Annotated in this window: 17 protein-coding genes; 7 read left to right on the top strand and 10 right to left on the bottom strand. The window is 73.1% G+C overall.

The genetic code is table 11. The annotated features are described in order from the left end of the window. Positions 1–81 precede the first annotated feature (81 nt). From araD to OO52_RS08170, 8 genes are all read right to left on the bottom strand, one after another. Positions 82–1,815, bottom strand: coding sequence for an L-arabinonate dehydratase (gene araD, locus OO52_RS08205; protein WP_030642517.1), 1,734 nt, complete (start codon positions 1,813–1,815; stop codon positions 82–84). Beyond that, entirely contained in the window at positions 1,812–2,723 is a 912-nt protein-coding gene (locus OO52_RS08200; RefSeq protein WP_030642516.1) for a dihydrodipicolinate synthase family protein, read from the bottom strand. Before OO52_RS08200 ends, araD begins: the two co-directional genes overlap by 4 nt. Continuing rightward, positions 2,720–3,376 (bottom strand): GntR family transcriptional regulator, encoded by a 657-nt coding sequence (locus OO52_RS08195; protein ID WP_030642515.1) that lies wholly within the window; start codon positions 3,374–3,376, stop codon positions 2,720–2,722. The genes OO52_RS08200 and OO52_RS08195 overlap by 4 nt, the downstream gene beginning before the upstream one ends. Positions 3,377–3,509: 133 nt before the next feature. Then, positions 3,510–4,271 (bottom strand): MBL fold metallo-hydrolase, encoded by a 762-nt coding sequence (locus OO52_RS08190; RefSeq protein ID WP_030642514.1) that lies wholly within the window; start codon positions 4,269–4,271, stop codon positions 3,510–3,512. 47 nt (positions 4,272–4,318) lie between these two features. Next, entirely contained in the window at positions 4,319–4,600 is a 282-nt protein-coding gene (locus OO52_RS08185; RefSeq protein WP_030642513.1) for a hypothetical protein, read from the bottom strand. A 37-nt stretch (positions 4,601–4,637) separates the two neighbouring features. Continuing rightward, complete coding sequence (locus OO52_RS08180) at positions 4,638–4,943, bottom strand: antibiotic biosynthesis monooxygenase (RefSeq protein WP_030642508.1); 306 nt, start codon at positions 4,941–4,943, stop codon at positions 4,638–4,640. Between the two features lie 99 nt (positions 4,944–5,042). Beyond that, positions 5,043–5,630, bottom strand: coding sequence for a TIGR03086 family metal-binding protein (locus OO52_RS08175; RefSeq protein WP_030642506.1), 588 nt, complete (start codon positions 5,628–5,630; stop codon positions 5,043–5,045). A 2-nt stretch (positions 5,631–5,632) separates the two neighbouring features. After that, positions 5,633–6,079, bottom strand: a complete 447-nt coding sequence (locus OO52_RS08170) for a DUF6010 family protein (RefSeq protein WP_030642504.1) — start codon at positions 6,077–6,079, stop codon at positions 5,633–5,635. Between the two features lie 168 nt (positions 6,080–6,247). Between OO52_RS08170 and OO52_RS08165 the strand changes: the two genes are divergently transcribed. Then, a complete protein-coding gene (locus OO52_RS08165; RefSeq protein WP_030642502.1) occupies positions 6,248–7,480 on the top strand; it encodes an MFS transporter in 1,233 nt (410 codons plus the stop codon). Between the two features lie 422 nt (positions 7,481–7,902). Here the strand turns inward: OO52_RS08165 and OO52_RS08160 are convergent, their stop codons facing one another. Together OO52_RS08160 and OO52_RS08155 are read right to left on the bottom strand one after the other, a co-directional pair. Continuing rightward, positions 7,903–9,096 (bottom strand): hypothetical protein, encoded by a 1,194-nt coding sequence (locus OO52_RS08160; RefSeq protein WP_030642500.1) that lies wholly within the window; start codon positions 9,094–9,096, stop codon positions 7,903–7,905. Between the two features lie 70 nt (positions 9,097–9,166). Further along, entirely contained in the window at positions 9,167–10,108 is a 942-nt protein-coding gene (locus OO52_RS08155; protein WP_030642498.1) for a 5-dehydro-4-deoxyglucarate dehydratase, read from the bottom strand. Positions 10,109–10,339: 231 nt separating this feature from the next. Between OO52_RS08155 and OO52_RS08150 the strand changes: the two genes are divergently transcribed. The 6 genes from OO52_RS08150 to OO52_RS08125 all read left to right on the top strand — a co-directional run bounded on the left by OO52_RS08150 (position 10,340) and on the right by OO52_RS08125 (position 16,434). Continuing rightward, positions 10,340–11,149: an NAD-dependent epimerase/dehydratase family protein gene (locus tag OO52_RS08150; protein ID WP_030642496.1), complete on the top strand. Its 810-nt coding sequence runs from the start codon at positions 10,340–10,342 to the stop codon at positions 11,147–11,149. A gap of 281 nt (positions 11,150–11,430) precedes the next feature. Continuing rightward, the gene (locus tag OO52_RS08145; RefSeq protein WP_030642494.1) at positions 11,431–12,201 is read left to right on the top strand and encodes a DeoR/GlpR family DNA-binding transcription regulator; all 771 of its coding nucleotides are present in this window, start codon (positions 11,431–11,433) and stop codon (positions 12,199–12,201) included. A gap of 117 nt (positions 12,202–12,318) precedes the next feature. Further along, complete coding sequence (locus OO52_RS08140) at positions 12,319–13,689, top strand: ABC transporter substrate-binding protein (RefSeq protein WP_030642492.1); 1,371 nt, start codon at positions 12,319–12,321, stop codon at positions 13,687–13,689. Then, positions 13,686–14,624: a carbohydrate ABC transporter permease gene (locus OO52_RS08135; RefSeq protein WP_030642490.1), complete on the top strand. Its 939-nt coding sequence runs from the start codon at positions 13,686–13,688 to the stop codon at positions 14,622–14,624. The genes OO52_RS08140 and OO52_RS08135 overlap by 4 nt, the downstream gene beginning before the upstream one ends. Continuing rightward, on the top strand, positions 14,621–15,448 hold the full coding sequence (locus OO52_RS08130) for a carbohydrate ABC transporter permease (RefSeq protein WP_030642488.1): 828 nt from the start codon (positions 14,621–14,623) through the stop codon (positions 15,446–15,448). Before OO52_RS08135 ends, OO52_RS08130 begins: the two co-directional genes overlap by 4 nt. Then, positions 15,445–16,434, top strand: a complete 990-nt coding sequence (locus OO52_RS08125; protein WP_030642486.1) for a zinc-dependent alcohol dehydrogenase family protein — start codon at positions 15,445–15,447, stop codon at positions 16,432–16,434. The genes OO52_RS08130 and OO52_RS08125 overlap by 4 nt, the downstream gene beginning before the upstream one ends. Positions 16,435–16,467 lie beyond the last annotated feature (33 nt).

Below are 16,467 nucleotides of genomic sequence, written 5' to 3'. Positions count from 1 at the left end.
CGTTCGCAGTGGTTCGATCACAGCGGGTGCAGGAAGCGCTTGCTACATACACGTGCGTCGAGGGGGGCGGGGCGGGGGATGTCAGCCGGCGTACGGGTCCGGCACGGTGCCCGGGCGGGCCAGGAACTCGAAGTCGCAGCCGGTGTCGGCCTGCGTGATCTGCTCGTTGTAGAGGGCGCCGTAGCCGCGCTCGTAGCGGGCGGGCGGTGGCGTCCACGCGGCGCGTCTGCGCTCCAGCTCCTCGTCGTCCACGTGGAGGTGGAGGCTGCGGGCGTCGACGTCCAGCGTGATGAGGTCGCCGGTGCGCACGAGCGCCAGTGGGCCGCCGATGTACGACTCCGGGGCGACGTGCAGCACACAGGCCCCGTAACTCGTGCCGCTCATGCGGGCGTCGGAGACGCGGACCATGTCCCGCACGCCCTGCTTCAGCAGGTGGTCCGGGATCGGGAGCATGCCGTACTCGGGCATGCCCGGGCCGCCCTTGGGGCCGGCGTTGCGCAGCACCAGCACGCTGTCGGCGGTGATGCCGAGCGCCGGGTCGTTGATGGTGCGCTGCATGGTCCGGTAGTCGTCGAAGACGACGGCCGGGCCGGTGTGCTTGAGCAGGCGGGGCGAGGCTGCGATGTGCTTGATGACCGCGCCGTCCGGGCAGAGGTTGCCGCGCAGCACGGCCACCCCGCCCTCGCCCGCGACCGGGTTGTCCCGGGGCCGGATGACGTCGTCGTCGTGCACCTGCGCGCCCCTGAGCTGCTCGCGCAGGGTGTCGTGCGACACCGTGGGCCGGTCCAGGTGGAGCAGGTCGGTGATCCGGGAGAGGAAGCCGGGCAGGCCGCCCGCGAAGTGGAAGTCCTCCATCAGGTACCTCTGGCCGCCGGGGCGGACGTTGGCGAGGACCGGGACCCTGCGGGCGACGCGGTCGAAGTCGTCCAGGGTGAGCCGGACACCGGCCCGGCCGGCCATGGCGATCAGGTGGATCACGGCGTTGGTGGAGCCGCCCAGGCCGAGCACGGTGGTGACGGCGTCCTCGAAGGCCTCGCGGGTGAGGATGTCGGACAGCTTCCGGTCCCGGTGGACCAGTTCGACGGCGGTCAGGCCCGCCCGCGCCGCCATCCGGTCGTGCCCGGAGTCCACCGCCGGGATGCTGGACGCGCCCGGCACGGTCACCCCGAGCGCCTCGGCGGCGGCGGTGAGGGTGGACGCCGTACCCATCGTCATGCAGTGGCCGGGCGAACGGGCCAGGCCGCTCTCCAGCTCGGCCATCTCGCAGTCGCCGATGAGGCCGGCCCGCTTGTCGTCCCAGTACTTCCACATGTCGGTGCCGGAGCCGAGGACCTCGCCGCGCCAGTGGCCCGGGAGCATGGGGCCCGCGGGTACGAAGACGGCGGGCAGGCCGACGGAGGCGGCGCCCATCAGCAGCGCGGGCGTGGACTTGTCGCAGCCGCCCATCAGGACCGCGCCGTCGACCGGGTAGGAGCGCAGCAGTTCCTCGGTCTCCATGGCGAGCAGGTTGCGGTAGAGCATGGGGGTCGGCTTCTGGAAGGTCTCGCTGAGGGTGGAGACCGGGAACTCCAGCGGGAAGCCGCCCGCCTGCCACACCCCGCGCTTGACGGCCTGGGCGCGGTCGCGGAGGTGGACGTGGCAGGGGTTGATGTCGGACCAGGTGTTGAGGATCGCGACGACCGGCTTGCCGAGGTGCTCCTCGGGCAGATAGCCGAGCTGGCGGGTACGGGCGCGGTGGCTGAAGGAGCGGAGCCCGTCGGTGCCGTACCACTGGTGGCTGCGCAGCTCTTCCGGCTTCTTGCGGGGGGCGTTCATATGGACCACCCGGCGGCGATGGCGGCGACCTCGGCGCGCTCGTCCTCGGGCAGCGGCCTGCTCGGCGGGCGGACGTCCCGGCGGCACAGGCCGAGCGCGGCCAGGGCTTCCTTGACGACGGTGACGTTGTTGGCGTTGCCGTGCGCGGCGCGCAGTTCCTCGAAGCGGCGGATCTGCTCCCAGACCTTCATGGCGGCCGGGTAGTCACCGGACCGCAGCGCTTCGATCATGCCGAGCGAGACGGCGGGGGCGACGTTCACGAGTCCGGAGGTGAAGCCGGTGGCGCCGGCGGAGAAGTAGGAGGGCGCGTACGGCTCGGCGAGGCCGGCGACCCACACGAAGCGGTCGAGGCCCGCGTCCCGGGCGAAGGCGGCGAACCGGGCGGCGTCCGGGACGGCGTACTTGACGCCGACGACGTTCGGGCAGTGGTCGGCGAGTTCGGCGAGCCGGTCCCCGGGCAGCTGGGCGTTGCGCAGGTACGGCACCACGCCCAGCTCCGGGACGGCCTCGGCGATGGCCCGGTGGTAGTCGACCCAGCCGGCCGCCGAGACGTAGGGGTGCACCGGCTGGTGGACCATCACCATCTGGGCGCCGAGGTCGCGGGCGTGCCGGGCGGAGGCGATGGCGGTGGGCAGGTCGTGCCCGACCCCGACCAGGAGGGTGGCCCGGTCGCCGGCCTCCTCGGCGGTCAGCTCGGTGACGAGACGGCGCTCCTCGGGGGTGAGGGCGTAGAACTCACCGGTGTTGCCGTTGGGGGTGAGGGTCCTGATCCCGCCCTCGAGCAGGCGGCGCAGCAGGGCCCGGTGGGTCTCCCGGTCGACGGAGCCGTCCTCGGCGAACGGGGTCACCGGGATGGCCACCACGTCGGCCAGGGCGGCCCGTTGGCGCTCGAACGTCACGCTGCTCATTCATGGCCTTCCTCTGGGCGCGGCTCGGGGAACGCACGGCGTACGAAGGACGCGATGTGGGCGTGCAGGGCGTTCGCGGCGCCGTCCGCGTCGCCGTCCAGCGCGAGCCGCAGGATCTCCCGGTGTTCGGCGGCCTCCCGCTCCCAGGAGGGGTCGGCGGCCCAGGCGACGGCGGAGACGAGGGCGGCCTGGTCGCGGACCTCGTCCAGCATCCGGCCGAGCAGCGGGTTGCCGCACGGCAGGTAGAGGGCGCGGTGGAACTCGCGGTTGGCGAGGGAGCGTTCGGCGGTGTCGGTGGCGGTGTCGGCGCGGGTGAGCGCGTCCCGGGCGGCGTCGAGGGAGGCGCCTCGCACGACGGACCGGCGCAGGGCCTCGGGTTCGAGCAGCAGCCGTACGTCGTAGACCTCGCGCGCCATGTCCGCGTCCACCATGCGCACGGTGACGCCCTTGTACTGGCTCATCACCACCAGGCCGGTCCCGGCGAGGGTCTTCAGTGCCTCGCGCACCGGGGTCTTGGACACTCCGAACTGCGCGGCCAGTTCCGTCTCCACCAGGGCCTGACCGGGCGTCAACTGTCCGGTCAGGATGCGGTGTTTGATCGCGTCGAGCACGTACTGCGTGCGGGACGGGATCGGGGTGGGCACAGAGGTCATGCGGCCCTCTCGGATCTCACATATCGCGTCTCATATATGACGTACGAAGTACGACGCGTTGAAGGTAGGAGGGGGCCCAGGTTTCGTCAATGCTTCCGGCAGAGGAAGTCCGGCAAAGGAAGTCGTGTCGCGCTCAGACGCTGTGGACGTGGCCCTCGACGGCGGTGTACGTGGGCCGGCCGGAGACGGCGGCGGCACGGGCGGCGGCCGACTCGCGGGTGAGGGCGGGGCCGACATGGGTGACGAGCAGCTCGCGCACGCGGGCGTCCCGGGCGATGCGGCCGGCGTCCTCCGGCGTCAGATGCACCTGCCCGGAGTGTTCGCTCCCGTGATGCGCGTCGAGGTCCGCCTCGCACAGGAACAGGTCCGCGCGGGCGGCGAGTTCGGTGAGCGCGGCGCAGGGCCCGCTGTCCCCGGAGTACGCGAACACGCTTCCCTGGCACTCGGCGCGCAGCCCGTAGCCCTCGGTGTCGTGGGCGACGGCGCGCGCGGTCAGCCGGAGGTTCCAGTGCCGGACGTCGTGGCCGTCGTACAGGTCCCGGAAGTCGAAGACGCCCTTCAGGAAGTCGACGTCCGGCCGGCCGAGGAAGCCGGCCAGCCGGCGGGCGCAGCCCTCCGGCGCGTACACCGGGACCGGCGCGGGCGGGGTCATGCCGCCGAGCGCGAACGCGTAGGCGGCGGAGAGCAGATCGGCGCTGTGGTCGGCGTGCAGATGGGAGATCCAGATCGCGGTGAGCCGCGCCGGATCCGTGTGCCGCTGCAACGCGGCGAACGTGCCGGGCCCCGCGTCCACCCACACCTCGGCGCCGCCGCCCGACAGCAGGTACCCCGAGCACGGCCGGTCGGGACCGGGGTGCGGTGAAGCGGTGCCGAGGACGGTGAGAGTGAGCGGCATGGCAGGAGGGTACGACGCTCGCGTCACCCTTCGGGTCACGGCACCGGTCAGACCTCCATCACCGCGTCGCAGTCCGGGCACACCAGGGACGCGTACGCGTCGGGGTACCACGGCTCCCCGGGATGGCGGGAAGGCGTCCGGGGAGCCTTCGTCATGGCGAAGGTGTCCTTGCCGCACAGGGTCCGCGGGCCGGCGGCGTCGGGCCTGCCGGGGGCGGTGGGCGCCGCGTGCACCCTGCGGGGGAGCCGTTCCGCGCCGGGCGGTCCGGCCGCGGGGGCGCGTGCGGCGACGGGCTGTTCGAGCTCGTACACGACGACGATCTCGCTCATGTCTCCACCGTAGGCGCGGCTGCCCGGCGCGGCCCGTTCACCCGCTGGTGGCGCTGGGCAGGCCGAGTTCGCGGCCGCGGTAGAAACCTTCGCGCTCCTCGGCGACGTACGGGGCCATGGCCGCGCGCCGCCGGCCCTCCGCCTCGGAGGCCCGCCACGCGTCGCACGCCTCCCGGGAGTCCCAGAACGACACTCCGGTGATCTCCTGTCCGTCCTCGGACCAGTACGCGTAGGCCCGGTGCAGGCCCTGCGGTGCGGGCTCCGGGCGCCACGCCCTCTCGAAGTCCTCCAGCGTGCCCGGCTGAAGGCGGCGCGTCGTCACCCACACGTAGTGCTCCCGCATGGCGGCTCCCTCCGTACCCGTTCGGCTCGCCCCCTCTCAGGGTCACCGTAGGCCCGATGCGCCGCTTCCGCCGCCCGGCGGCCGCCGGGCGGCCCGGGGTCAGGCCCGGTGCGGCCACCCCGGGGCCCGTCCGCTGAGGCCGAGCGCCCGGTCCAGCGGGGGTGCCTCCGCCGGGACCGGGACGACCGGGCCGAAGAGGCCGTTGCCGCGGTCGGGGTCGTCGGCCGCGGCCCGGAGGAAGTCGAGGGCCGAGTCCAGCGCGGCGGGGTCCGGGGCGTAGTCCTGGCCGGTGGCGCGGGCCAGGTCCCAGCCGTGGATCACCAGCTCGTCGGCGACGACGGCGCCCGCGACCGCACCCGGCAGGTCCACCCCGCCGGCGCGGGTGTCGCCGGTCCAGGCGGCCGGGTCGCGCCAGGCGTCGGCCAGCTCGTCCAGCGCCTTCGGCAGCTCCTCGCGCCAGCCGGGGCCGATGTCCCAGGCGGCGGCGTCCGGGGTGCTGTCGGTCGTCGTACCGAGGTCCTTGCGGGCGGCGTCCCGGAAGGCCACCGACAGCATCAGCAGGTGCCCCAGCAGGTTGCGCACCGCTCGTCCCGGGCACGGTGTGGCGGCGGTGAGCTGCTCGTCGGTCACCGACTCGGCGAGCCGGGCCACGATCCTGGTCTGCGGGCCGAGGTCCACCATGGTCATGCTCACTCCTTCAGGGTCGCGCTCTGCGTACGAAGGGCTGACCGGCGGGCTCGTGGAAACTCATCGGTGCGGCTCGACCACTTCCACGGCGCACGGCCGCCGCCGAGGCACCAGAGGGCGATCACCGGGTCGCACAGCGCGCAGCCGAACGACGAGTCGTGCGTGAAGGGGACGATCGGGTGGCCCTTGAAGTGGTGGACGACGTCCCACGCGGTGTGCAGCAGCCAGCCGACGCCGATGAACGCCCAGGAGTCCAGTCCCTTGTAGGCGACGTAGGTGGCGACCGCCGTGAACGCGAACTCCCAGCCGCCGAGGCCGCCGCCGCTGAGGTAGGCGGCCCCGGCACCGGCCACCATGACCGCGTTGAGGCGCCGCCGGTGGGGTTCGGGGACGAGGGACATCAGGGTGACGTAGAGCAGGCCGATGAGGAGGGGGGCGAGGTAGCGCATCCGGTCGACGGTAGGTTTCCGGGCCCGGGCGCCCCAGGGGTGTCAGTGCCAGGTTCCGACGGATTGTCGCCGCCGCGCGGGGCGGCCGGGCCGCCGGGCGTTCGCCGCACACACTTAGGGAACCTGCCCGATCCGTGGCCCCGCGCCTTAGGGCCACGATGACCAGGCATGACGACTTCCTGGACCGTGTCCCGCGTGCTGCGGGACCGCAACGCGGGGCTGTGTCTCACCGGCCTGGTGGTGTCGGCCTTCGGCACCTCCTCGCTGTGGCTGGCGTCGGGTGTGTGGGTGAAGGAGCTGACCGGGTCGGACGGACTGGCCGCCCTGTGCCTGCTCGCGATGTGGGCGCCCACCCTGGCCGGCCCGGCGCTCGGCACGCTCGCCGACCGGTTCCGCCGAAAGCCCCTGCTCATCACGGTGAACCTGGGCCTCGCGGCGCTGCTGCCCGCCCTGTTCGCCGTCGACTCCCCCGGCCGCCTGTGGCTGCTGTTCGCCGTCCTGGTGGTGTACGGCGCCGCCGGTGCCGTCCATGACGCCGCCGAGTCGGCGCTGATGACGGCGGCGGTCGGCCCGGACCTGCTCGGTGACGTCAACGGCCTGCGGATGACGCTCACCGAGGGCATGAAGCTCGTCGCCCCGCTGACCGGGGCGGGCCTCTACGCGGCCTGCGGGGGCCCGGCCGTGGCCTGTCTGGACGCCGTCACCTTCCTGTGCGCCGCCGGGCTGTGCGGCCTGCTGCGGGTGCGCGAGGAACGGCCCGTCCGGTCCGGCGACGGCTGGCGGAAGCAGACGGCGGAGGGGGTCCGGCACCTGTGGGGCCACCCCGTGCTGCGCCCGCTGGTCCGGGCGGGCGGTACGACGATGCTGCTGACGGCGCTGAGCAGCACCACGGTGTACGCCGTGGTCGACCGTCTCGGCCACTCCCCCGCCTACACGGGCGTGCTGTACGCCGCCCAGGGCGCCGGTTCGGTGGCGGCGGGCCTGCTCGCCGGGCCGGCGCTGCGCCGGCTGGGCGAGCGGCGGTTCGCGGCGGCCGGGATCGCGCTGACCGGGGCCGCGGTGACGGCGCGGGCCGTGCCGTGGGACCCGGTGGCCCTGGCCACCAGCGTGGCGTGCGGTCTGGGCCTGCCCTGTGTGCTGATCGCCGCGCTGACGGCGGTCCAGCGGGAGACCCCCGGCCCGCTGCTCGGCCGGGCGACGGCGACCGCCCACACGCTGCTCTTCACGCCGAACGTGCTCGGGCTCGCCCTGGGGGCCGGCCTGGTCGAACTGACCGGCCCCGGACTGCTGTTGCCGCTCTACGGGCTGGGACTGCTCCTGACGGCGGTGCCGCCGGCCCAGCGCCCCGCGAGCGCCTCACGGACCGCGGCCAGGTCACCGTCCGACGCCAACCCGGCGTGACACAGCCGCGGCCCGATCGCACCAAGGCCACACGCGTGCCGCCACCGCCCCGCGGCCCGGCACCACTCCCGATGGCACCGCCCCGGCCCAGCGCCCCGCCAGCGCCTCCCGCACCGCGGCCAGGTCCCCGTCCGACACCAACCCGGCGTGACACACCCGCGGCCCGACCGCACCAAGGGCACACACGCGCCGCCACCGCCCCGCGGCCCGGCACCGCTCCCGATGGCACCGCCCCGGCCCAGCGCCCCGCCAGCGCCTCGCGGACCGCGGCCAGGTCACCGTCCGACGCCAACCCGGCGTGACACACCCGCAGTTCCGTCGCGCCATGGGCACACGCCCGTGCGCGACCCACCGGCCCCGGGCCTTGGGTGCCGCTCTACGGCCCAGCACGGCACCAAGGGCGCACGCGTGCCGCCACCACCCTACGGCCCGGCGCCGCTCCCTGCCCCGGCCCAGCGCCCCGCGAGCGCCTCCCGCACCGCGGCCAGGTCACCGTCCGACGCCAACCCGGCGTGATACAGCCGCAGTTCCGTCGCGCCTTCGCCGCGCGCGCGTGCCGCGTCCGCGGCGAGTGTGCCGGGGCTGCCGCCCATCCCCGCGACGACCGTGAAGTTGGCGGCCAGCACCGTGCCTTCCCGCGCCTGCCCGGCGAAGGGTGCCAGCAGGGCGGTGCCGCCGGTGCAGGGCACCACCACACCGTCGGCCACGGACAGGATGTGGGCGGGGTCGACGCCCACGTTGGCGCCGCAGTGGTACGGGACCGGGTCGGCGTGCAGCAGGACCTGGAAGCCGTCGGGCGCGGCGGCGCGTACGGCGGTGACGGCCTCCTCCTGGAGGGTGCGGGCGGTGGTGTCGCGCCACGCGCGCGTGGCGGCCGCCGTGTCCTCGCCTAGCAGCTTCTCCACCGTCGGCCAGCCCTCGTCGTCCGCCGCGCCCCGCCACAGCGGCTCCAGCGCCTCGCGTACGGCGCCGGCCAGGGCGTCGGCGTCCAGTCCGTGCTCGCCGTAGCCGGTGCGGCAGGACGGGCAGAAGCACAGGGACATCAGGTACTGCCCGGCGTCCCCGAGGCCGACGCCGGCGGTCTTGTCGTGGGCGTGCAGGTGCTGAAGCCCGTACCAGCCGAGGGACTCCAGTTCGGTGCCGTGCGCGCCGGGGCGTACGGCGGCCTCGGCGGCCAGGTCGACCAGGTACGCGCGCGTGGCGGGCTGGGCGACGCAGGGGGCCCACGGATAGCGGTCGCCGTAGGCGTTGACGACCGAGGTGTCCGGGTGTTCGGCGCCCAGGCGGGAGTTGTGGGCGAGGACGACCCAGGTGTGCACCTCCAGGCCGGCCGCGGCGAGGGCTTCGGCGGCCTGCCCGTAGGCGTTGCCGGGGGCCCAGCGGCCGGCGGGGTAGGGCCGCAGGCCGCGGCCCGCCCAGCGGTCGCCCGGCGGGTAGAGGACGGCCGCGTACTCGGCGGTGACGATGCGGTGGCGGGGGTGGCGGGGGGTGAGGGCACGGGTGGAGTGGTAGGCGGAGGCCAGGGTCACCTGCTCCACGCCGAGTCCGGCGATCCGCTCCGGGGCGGCGGGGTCCCCGTTGACGTCCCAGGGGTAGACGAACGCCGACGCCTTCACGCGTCCCCCTTCGGCAGGGCGTGGCGGTCCTCGCCCACGCGTCCCTCCGGCAGGGCGTGGCCGTGCTCGCTCACGCGTCCTCCTCCAGCAGCTCGTAGCCGCGTTCGATGAGCCGGGCGAGTTGTTTGACGTGCTCCTCGGCCGGCTCGTGCAGCGGGGGCCGGACCTCGCCGACGTCCAGGCCGCGCAGCCGTACCCCGGCCTTGACGAGGGAGACGGCGTATCCGCGGCCCTGGGCGCGCAGTTCCACGAACGGGCGGTAGAAGCCGTCGAGGAGGCGGTGGACGGTGGGCAGGTCGTCCGTCTCCAGGGCGCGGTGGAAGGCGAGGGCGATCTCCGGCGCGAAGCAGAACACCGCGGAGGAGTACAGGGTGATGCCGAGGGCGCGGTAGGCCAGCTGGGTCTGCTCGGCGGTGGGCAGGCCGTTGAAGTACAGGAAGTCGCCGGGGACCTCGGTGCGGACGGCGCTGACGATCCGCTGCATGAGGTCGAGGTCGCCGAGGCCGTCCTTGAGGCCGATGACGCCCTCGGTGCGGGCGAGTTCGACCACGGTCGCCGGGGTGAAGAGGGCGTTGTCGCGCTGGTAGACGATGACGGGCAGGCCGGTGGCCGCGGCGACCTCCCGGTAGTGCCGCAGCAGGCCCTCCTGGCCCGCGAGGACGAGGTACGGCGGCATGGCGAGGAGGCCGTCGGCACCCGCACCGGCGGCCAGACGCGCGTAGTGGACGGCGAGGGCGGTACCGTAACCGGCGCCCGCGACGACCGGGACGCGCCCTTCGGCCGCCTCGACGGCCACCCGGACGCAGGCCTCGAACTCCTCCGGCAGCAGCGCGTGGAACTCCCCGGTGCCGCAGCAGGCGAAGACGGCGGCGGCACCGGCCGCGACGCCGCGGCGCACATGGGTGCGGTAGGCGTCCAGGTCGAGTGAGCCGCCGGGGCCGTAGGCCGTGACGGGGAAGAACAGCGGCCCGCTGGGATCGCGGAGCCGGGCGGCGAGAGGGGCTGGCGTCACGGGCGCTCCCTGTCGGTGCATGTTTCTGATCGATGTCTATATTTCTGAACGACTTCACGCTACGGGCCGCCATTGGAGCGGGTCAAGCGCCCGAACGGGCAACACAGCAGCGGATTTCCGCCTGTCACGGCACACTTGACGGGGCACCGCAGCCCTCCCTAGCGTGTCCACGAATGTGAATACTGTCCATGCATGCGGCTGTTGACCTCAGGACCCCAAGGAGATCGAAGGATGCCCGCTCCCCGCACCATCCTGCTCACCGGCGCCGCCGGCGGGCTCGGCACCCTGATGCGGTCCCTGCTGCCGGAGTACGGCTACACGCTGCGCCTGTTCGACGTGCGCCCCGTCGAGGGCGAGCCGGACGCGATCACCGCGGACCTCGGCGACAGGGAGGCGCTGCGCGAGGCGGTGCGGGGCGTGGACGCGGTCCTGCACCTCGCGGGGATCTCGCTGGAGGCGCCCTTCGAGAAGATCCTCAAGTCGAACATCGAGGGCACCTACAACCTGTACGAGGCCGCCCGCGTCGAAGGCGTGCCGCGGATCGTCTTCGCCTCCTCCAACCACGCCGTCGGCTTCACCCCGGCCCCGCGCGCGGGCGAGCCGCTGATCCCCGTCGACACCCCGCGCCGCCCGGACACCTTCTACGGCCTGTCGAAGTCCTTCGGCGAGGACCTGGCCCAGCTCTACTGGGACAAGCACGGCCTGGAGACCGTCTCGGTGCGCATCGGCTCCTGCTTCCCGGAGCCCACCAGCGTCCGCATGCTCTCGGTGTGGATGAGCCCGGCCGACGGCGCCCGCCTCTTCCACGCGGCCCTGACCGCCGAGGAGGTCGGCCACACGGTCGTCTACGGCTCCTCCGCCAACACCCGCCTGTGGTGGGACCTGACCACCGCGCGGGCGCTCGGCTACGACCCCCAGGACGACTCCGAGCCGTACGCCGAGAAGCTCATCGCCGAACAGGGCGAGCTGGACCCGGAGAACCCGGCCCACAGCCACCTGGGCGGGCACTTCGTGAACGACCCGCCGATCTGGCCGTACTGACCCTTCGCCGGCTCCCGGGGGCTCCCGGCGGCCGGAAACGATCGTCCACGCGCGCGGGCGGGCGCCGAACGGGCCCGCCCGCCGTCGTGTCCGGGCATCCGTCGTGCCCGATCCCACCCCGCCCCGGACAGCCGCGCAGGTCCGCGGCGGGCACGGCCCGTGCGAAGCGGGCACAAGCGGGCAGTATCGGGCCCGCAACAGGCCTGGTCAGCGCCGCGCACCGGCGGTAGAACTTCCCCCAGGGCCCGAACGGGCAGTTCCACAGGGAAGTGGGTGACGAGATGACCACCAGGACGGCGGAAGAACGCCAGCGCGAGATCGTGCGGGCCGCCCGCGCCACCGGCTCGGTGGACGTCACCGCGCTCGCCGCCGACCTGGGCGTGGCCAAGGAGACCATCCGGCGCGATCTGCGCGCCCTGGAGGACCACGGCCTGGTCCGCCGCACCCACGGCGGCGCCTATCCGGTGGAGAGCGCCGGTTTCGAGACGACCCTCGCCTTCCGTGCCACCAGCCACGTGCCCGAGAAGCGCCGGATCGCCACCGCGGCGGCCGACCTGCTCGGGGACGCCGAGACCGTCTTCGTCGACGAGGGCTTCACCCCCCAGCTCATCGCCGAGGCACTGCCCAGGGACCGGCCGCTGACCGTGGTCACCGCGTCCCTGCCGGTCGCGGGCGCCCTCGCGGAGGCCGGCCAGGTCTCCGTGCTGCTGCTCGGCGGCCGGGTCCGTCCGGGCACGCTGGCCACCGTCGACCACTGGACGACGAAGATGCTGGCCGGCTTCGTGATCGACCTGGCCTACATCGGGGCCAACGGCATCTCCCGCGAACACGGCCTGACCACGCCCGACCCGGCGGTCAGCGAGGTGAAGGCGCAGGCCGTCCGGGCCGCCCGCCGCACGGTCTTCGCGGGCGTGCACACCAAGTTCGGCGCGGTCAGCTTCTGCCGGTTCGCGGAGATCGGCGCGCTGGAGGCGATCGTGACCAGCACCCTGCTCCCGGCCGCCGAGGCCCACCGCTACTCCCTGCTGGGCCCGCAGGTCATCAGGGTCTGATCCTCCGACCCGCCATTCCCCGACTCGCCCCCCGTCCAGGGGCGTTCCTCACCCCCGAGCGCCCCTTATGCCCCCGTTTTCCACCTTCCCCACCTTCCCGATCTTCAGGAGCGATCCATGCGCACCCCGAGCCGACGGAGGCCGCGAGCCACGCTCGCCCTGGCCGCCGCAGGGACGCTGCTCGCCCCGCTGCTCTCCGGCTGCTGGGCCGGTGCCGGCGGGACCGGTTCCGGCGGCGACTCCATCAACGTCCTGATGGTCAACAACCCGCAGATGACCGAGCTGCAGAAGCTGACCGCCGCCCACTTCACCAAGGACACCGGCATCAAGGTCAACTTCACGGTGCTGCCCGAGAACGACGTCCGCGACAAGATCAGCCAGGACTTCGCCAACCAGGCCGGCCAGTACGACGTGGCCACCCTGTCCAACTACGAGATACCGATCTACGCCCGCAACGGCTGGCTCCACGAGATGGACTCCTACGTCGCGAAGGACCGGTCGTACGACGAGCAGGACGTGCTGAAGCCGATGCGCCAGTCCCTCACCGGCGACGACGGCAAGCTCTACGGACAGCCCTTCTACGGCGAGTCGTCCTTCCTCATGTACCGCAAGGACGTGTTCGCGGCGAAGGGCCTGACCATGCCCGACCGTCCCACCTGGCAGCAGGTCGCCGACCTGGCCGCGAAGGCGGACGGCGCCCGGCCGGGCATGCGGGGCATCTGCCTGCGCGGGCTGCCCGGCTGGGGCGAGCTGATGGCACCGCTGACCACGGTCGTGAACACCTTCGGCGGCACCTGGTTCGACAAGGACTGGAAGGCGCGGCTGGACTCCCCGGCCTTCCAGAAGGCGACGAAGTTCTACGTCGGCCTCGTCCGCGCGCACGGCGAGTCCGGCGCCGCCCAGTCCGGCTTCGCCGAATGCCTGAACAACATGACCCAGGGCAAGGTCGCCATGTGGTACGACGCCACCTCCGCGGCCGGACTGCTGGAGGCGGCCGGCTCCCCGGTCAAGGGGAAGCTCGGCTACGCCCCCGCCCCCGTCGAGCGCACCACGTCCTCCGGCTGGCTCTACACCTGGGCCTGGGGCATCCAGCAGGCGTCCCGCAACTCCGACAAGGCCTGGAAGTTCGTCTCCTGGGCGTCGGGCAAGGGATACGAGCAGCTGGTCGGCGAGACCAGCGGCTGGTCGAACGTCCCGGCGGGCAAGCGGGCGTCGACCTACACCAACGCCGACTACCGCAAGTCGGCCGCCGCGTTCCAGGAGATGACCAAGGAGGCCATCGAGAGCGCCCGGCCGAACGACCCCGGGGTGCAGCCGCGGCCCGCGCCCGGCATCCAGTTCGTCGGCATCCCCGAGTTCACCGACCTCGGCACCAAGGTCTCCCAGGAGATCAGCGCGGCCATCGCCGGACGCCAGTCCGTCGGCGCGGCCCTGAAGAAGTCGCAAGCGCTCGCCGAGAAGATCTCCAAGGAGTACGAGGGACGATGACAGCGACGACCACGGCCCCCCTCGCGGCCACACCCACCCGGACGGTCGGGCAGCCGTCGGCCCGGCTGCGCGCCTGGGCCACCCGCGCCCCGCTCCTGCCGGCCCTCGTCTTCATGATCGTGGTGACCCAGCTGCCCTTCGTGGCCACGCTGGTGATCTCCTTCTTCGACTGGAACGCCCTCTATCCCAAGGCCCGCCGCTTCACCGGCCTGGACAACTACCGCCAGGTGCTCACCGACGCCGGCCTGCGCCACTCGGTGTGGACGACCGTGCTGCTCACGGCTGCCGTGGTGCTGGCCAGCCTGGTCCTCGGGCTGGCGCTGGCGCTGCTGCTGGACCGGCGGTTCCGCGGCCGGGGCATCGTCCGCACCCTGCTCATCGCCCCCTTCCTGGTGGTGCCGGTGGCCGCCGCGCTGCTCTGGAAGCATGTGCTCTACAACCCCGAATACGGCTTGCTCAATGGGTTGCTGCACTATGTGGGCGGTCCACAGCCGGACTGGGTCTCCCGCACCCCGCTGCTCGCGGTCGAGGCCTCCCTGGTGTGGCAGTGGACGCCGTTCATGATGCTGATCCTGCTGGCCGGGCTGCAGAGCCGGGACCAGCAGCAGATCGAGGCCGCGCGGGTCGACGGCGCGAGCGACTGGCAGATCTTCCGCCATCTGACCCTCCCGCACCTGCGCCGTTACCTGGAACTGGGCGCGCTGCTCGGGTCGATCTACATCGTCCAGAACTTCGACGCGGTCTTCACGATCACGTCCGGCGGCCTGGGCACCGCCAACCTGCCCTACACCGTCTACCAGAGCTTCTACCAGGCCCACGAGAACGGCCTGGCCTCGGCCGCCGGCGTCCTGGTCGTCATCGGCTCGATCGTCATCGCGACCTTCGCCCTGCGCGTGGTGTCGTCCCTGTTCCGCGAGGAGGTGTCCCGCGCATGACCGCCGTACTGCGTCGCAACGGTCTCGGCCTGGTGGCCTGGCTGGCCGGCATCGTCTTCTTCCTGCCCATCGCGTGGATGGCCCTGACGTCCTTCCACTCCGAGGCGGACGCGGCGGCCAACCCACCGTCCTTCACCGCCTCGTTGACGCTCGACGGCTACCGCGAGTTCTTCGGCAGCGGCGGCGGGGCGAGCCCGTGGCCCGCGCTGGTCAACTCCACGGTGGCATCGGTCGCCTCGACGCTCCTGGTCCTGCTGCTGGCCCTCCCGGCGGCCTACGCGCTGTCGATCCGGCCGGTGCGGAAGTGGACCGACGTCCTGTTCTTCTTCCTGTCCACCAAGATGCTGCCGGCCGTGGCGGGCCTGCTGCCGGTCTACCTCTTCGCCAAGAACGCCGGGATGCTCGACAACATCTGGCTCCTGGTCGTCCTCTACACCTCCATGAACCTGCCGATCGCGGTGTGGATGATGCAGTCCTTCCTCGCCGAGGTGCCGGTCGCGGTCATCGAGGCGGCACGGGTGGACGGCGCCCGGCTTCCGGTCATCCTCGCGCGCGTGGTGGCCCCGATCGCCCTGCCCGGCATCGCCGCCACCGCCCTGATCTGCTTCATCTTCAGCTGGAACGAACTGCTCTTCGCCCGAGTCCTGACGGGCGTGGTCGCCGAGACCGCTCCCGTCTTCCTGACCGGCTTCATCACCAGCCAGGGCCTGTTCCTGGCCAAGGTGTGCGCCGCGTCGCTCGTCATCTCCCTGCCGGTGCTCGCCGCGGGGTTCGCCGCCCAGGACAAGCTGGTCCAGGGCCTGTCGTTGGGAGCCGTGAAATGAAGGCCGCCGTCATCGAGTCCGTGGGCCGTGCCGTCGTCACCGAGGTGCCCGACCCGACGCCGGGCCCCCGCGAGGTGGTCGTCGAGGTCGCGGCCTGCGGCCTGTGCGGCACCGACCTGCACATCCTCCAGGGCGAGTTCGCGCCCAAGCTGCCGATCGTCCCCGGGCACGAGTTCGCGGGCGAGGTCGTCGGCGTCGGCACCCAGGTCACCGAGGTGGCCGTCGGCGACCGCGTGGCCGTGGACCCCTCCCTGTACTGCTACGAGTGCCGGTACTGCCGTGCGGGCCACAACAACCTGTGCGAGCGGTGGGCGGCGATCGGCGTGACGACGGCGGGCGGCGCGGCACGGTACGCGCTCGCCCCGGTCGCCAACTGCGTGAAGCTCCCCGACCACGTCCGCACCGAGGACGCGGCCCTGGTGGAGCCCCTGTCCTGCGCGGTCCGCGGCTACGACGTCCTCCGGTCCCGCCTGGGCGCCCACGTCCTGATCTACGGCTCCGGAACCATGGGCCTGATGATGCTGGAGCTGGCCAAGCGGACCGGCGCGGCGAGCGTGGACGTGGTCGACGTCAACCCGGCCCGCCTGGAGACGGCCCGCCTGCTCGGCGTCTCGGCGTCCGCGGCGAACGCCGACGAACTGGACCGCCCGCAGGGCTGGGACGTGGTGATCGACGCCACCGGCAACGCGGCGGCGATCCAGGACGGCCTGGACCGGGTCGCGAAGGCGGGCACGTTCCTCCAGTTCGGGGTGGCGGACTACGCGACCCGCGTGACGATCGACCCGTACCGGATCTACAACCAGGAGATCACGATCACCGGCTCCATGGCGGTGCTGCACAGCTTCGAGCGGGCGGCCGAGCTGTTCGCGAACGGCGTGCTGGACCCGGGCGTCTTCATCAGCGACCGGATCCCGCTGGAGCGGTACCCGCAGGCGCTGGAGCAGTTCGCGGCGGGGGTGGGGCGGAAGATCGTGGTGGTGCCCTGAGCCGATCGGGGGTGGGTAAGGGAACGGTAAAGC

Source organism: Streptomyces flaveolus (assembly GCF_000716535.1).
Classification (GTDB): Bacteria; Actinomycetota; Actinomycetes; order Streptomycetales; family Streptomycetaceae; genus Streptomyces; species Streptomyces flaveolus_A.
This window is presented reverse-complemented; position numbering and strand designations above follow the sequence as displayed.